Here is a 2714-nt window from a genome sequence, read left to right as displayed (position 1 = left end):
AGGAAAGAAGATCGTTTCATCACGCCGGGTAAGGTACGGGCCCCTACTTGTCGATTACTGGAAGACACTGGTGAGTCGCTTTCGGCGCCGGTCGTCCCACGCGTGGAGGTCCTCGGGGAGGTGACCGCCGAGCTGACCGCCGAGCTGACCGTGACCGGCGGCAAGCCTGTCCCGAGCCGGCGCGACGTCAGGGGCGGACCGGTCAAGGCGCCGCCCGCGAGCGTGCGGCGGGAGCATCCCGAGGAACTCGCCGAGCTCAGGGGCGTGGTGAAGGACATCGCCAAGATGCTCTCCGCCCAGGCCGACCGTCCGGACTCCTCGCCGTTTCGCGTCCGGTCCCGGCCGGGCTCGTGGCCCGCCGGGAGGCCGCGCCGGGCTCGGACGTCCGGGCCACGGGCGGCGCGACGTCGTGGAACGCTGCTTCAGCCGGCTCGGGCATTTCGAGGGCGCGGTCGCTCATCGCAGCGCCGGTGACACGTCACCGGCCGGCCCGTCACGGTCGGGGCTCGGCCCCGCGGGAAACCCCCTCACGATGAGCGTCACCCCCAGCGCGACCTCGAACAGCCCGCCCGGAACCGACAGGACCAGGCCGACGCCGTAGCCGAGGATCTCGGCGATCGCCCCGGCCAGGAAGGCGGCGTAGCCGGCCAGTCCCCACAGGGCCATGAACGCGGGCACCAGTCGTTCGCGCAGCAGAACGCGGCAGAACAGCAGGCTGGTGATTCCCAGCGCGATCATGGCGATCTGGTAGCTGTAGCGGTTGGCCTCCTTCGCCACCTGCCCCAGCGCCTCCAGGACGGAGGCGTCCGGGGCGCCGGCGTCGGCCCGCTCCCGGGCGAGCGGCACCACGAGCAGCAGGAAGACGACTCCCGCGGCCAGCATCACGGCTTCGACCGCCCTGCCGACCAGGTACGCGTAGGCGGAGATCTCGTGGCGCGGCTTCAGCACGGGGAGCATCAGCACGCCGATGCCGGCCACCGCGACGGAGTTGACCAGCATCAGCAGCGCTCCCGCCGATATCCGTAGCCGGTGGTCGAGCACGCCGGACAGGGCGTCCGCGGTGCCCGAGCCGGACTCGACCAGGGCGCTGCCCCCGCCGTAGCCGACGAACGCCAGCAGGAACAGGGCGCCTACGGCCCGTCCGATGGTTCTTCCTGACATGGCTCCTCTTCCCGTACGAGGGGTGGCGGGGCGCGGTCGTGTGCGGACGGCTTCCTCCCGCCATGACGAAACCCTCTTCGTACTTAGTATGGGAAGGTATCGTACAAAGTATGAAATGGCCATCGTCAGGGAGGTGAAGTGTCGAAGACGGTCACCGGCGGTTCTCGGGAGCGTGTTCCGCTCAGCCGGGAACGGGTGTTGCGCGCCGCGGTCGCGGTCGCCGACGCGGGAGGGATCGGGTCGTTGACGATCCGCTCGCTCGCCGGGGAACTCGGCGTCAAGCCGATGTCGGTCTACCACTATGTCGCCAACAAGGAGGAGATCCTCGACGGCATCGTCGATCTCGTCTTCGGTGAGATCGAACTGCCCTCGGCCGACGGCGACTGGCGATCGGAGATGCGCCGGCGCGCGGCCTCGGCCCGACGCGTGCTGCGGCGTCACCCCTGGGCGCTGGGGCTCCTGGAGTCGCGGACCGCCCCCGGCCCCGCCACACTGCGGCACCACGACGCGGTCGTCGGCGTCCTGCGCCGGGCGGGTTTCTCGGTGGAAATGACCGCCCACGCGTATGCCCTGATCGACAGCTATGTGTACGGCTTCGCGCTGCAGGAGGCCGCCTTGCCCTTTCACGGCTCGGACGGCGCCGCCGGCGTCACCCGGCCGATAATGCAGAAGTTCTCCGCCGACGAGTATCCCCATCTCGTCGAGATGGCGACCGAGCACATCCTCCGGCCCGGCTACGACTTCGGCGACGAGTTCGAGTTCGGGCTCGGCGTGATCCTCGACTCCCTGGCGCGGTGGATCCGGGGCCGATGAGCCCGGCCCCGGTGCCGGGCCCGCCCGAGTTCGGTACCTGTTCCGCAACCTCTGTGTTTCGCCGGGTCGGGGCTGCTTTCCGAGGTGTCCGACAGCTGTGGCGCCCAGGTTCTGTGCTGTGGATCAGCAGGTAGACGCCGGGATCGGGAGACGCTCCGGTCTGCCGGTTCCGGTAACGGGCCGCCGGTGGGTGTGGCGGGATCGTCGCCTGCCTGCCGCTCCGGCTCAGACGAGATCCACAGAACAGGACCTAGGCGAGGTTGAGCTGCCAGGAGACGCCGAAGCGGTCGTCGATCCAGCCGAACTTGCGGCTGAAGCCGTAACTTCCCAGGGGCATGAGCGCCTTGCCGCCCTCGGACAGCGCCGCGTAGAGACGGTCGATCTCCTCCTCGGTATCGCAGGTGACGAAGAGCGACACCGCAGGCGTGAAGCCGAACTCGTGCGTGACGGCGCTGTCGACACACATGAACGTCTGGCCGGCGAGTCGGAATGCCGCACGCAGGACCGAACCCTCCTTGCCCGGTCCGTCAGGCCCGTAACGGGTGACGTCCAGGACCTCGGCGTCGTCGAACAGGCCGACGTAGAAAGTCATGGCTTCCTCGGCGGCGCCGTCGAACATCAGGAACGTGGTGATCTTTTGCATGACACAGAGTTTAATGCTTGGCTTATATAGGTCAAGACTTATCTAGTAGTACTTCGTTAGGTTGGTTTGATCTTCGGTGGTGGGTTCGGCATGCTGC

4 protein-coding genes are annotated in these 2714 nt (G+C 68.3%); 2 read left to right on the top strand and 2 right to left on the bottom strand.

Features of this window, described 5'->3' with window-relative positions; translation table 11 throughout:
- A partial coding sequence (locus tag ABD841_RS40380; protein WP_344982357.1) for a DUF4132 domain-containing protein occupies nt 1-474 on the top strand: 474 nt, incomplete at its 5' end.
- Here the strand turns inward: ABD841_RS40380 and ABD841_RS40375 are convergent.
- The gene (locus ABD841_RS40375) at nt 457-1161 is read right to left on the bottom strand and encodes a DUF4386 domain-containing protein (protein ID WP_344982355.1); all 705 of its coding nucleotides are present in this window, start codon (nt 1159-1161) and stop codon (nt 457-459) included. The two genes, ABD841_RS40380 and ABD841_RS40375, sit on opposite strands and share 18 nt — an antisense overlap.
- A gap of 138 nt (nt 1162-1299) precedes the next feature.
- On the opposite strand from ABD841_RS40375, the gene ABD841_RS40370 reads away from it, so the two are divergent.
- The gene (locus ABD841_RS40370) at nt 1300-1974 is read left to right on the top strand and encodes a TetR/AcrR family transcriptional regulator (protein WP_344982353.1); all 675 of its coding nucleotides are present in this window, start codon (nt 1300-1302) and stop codon (nt 1972-1974) included.
- Nucleotides 1975-2224: 250 nt separating this feature from the next.
- Here ABD841_RS40370 and ABD841_RS40365 read toward each other — a convergent pair whose 3' ends face one another.
- Nucleotides 2225-2617, bottom strand: coding sequence for a VOC family protein (locus ABD841_RS40365; RefSeq protein WP_344982351.1), 393 nt, complete (start codon nt 2615-2617; stop codon nt 2225-2227).
- Nucleotides 2618-2714: the final 97 nt, after the last annotated feature.

Source organism: Streptosporangium fragile, assembly GCF_039534445.1.
GTDB lineage: Bacteria > Actinomycetota > Actinomycetes > Streptosporangiales > Streptosporangiaceae > Streptosporangium > Streptosporangium fragile.
This window is presented reverse-complemented; position numbering and strand designations above follow the sequence as displayed.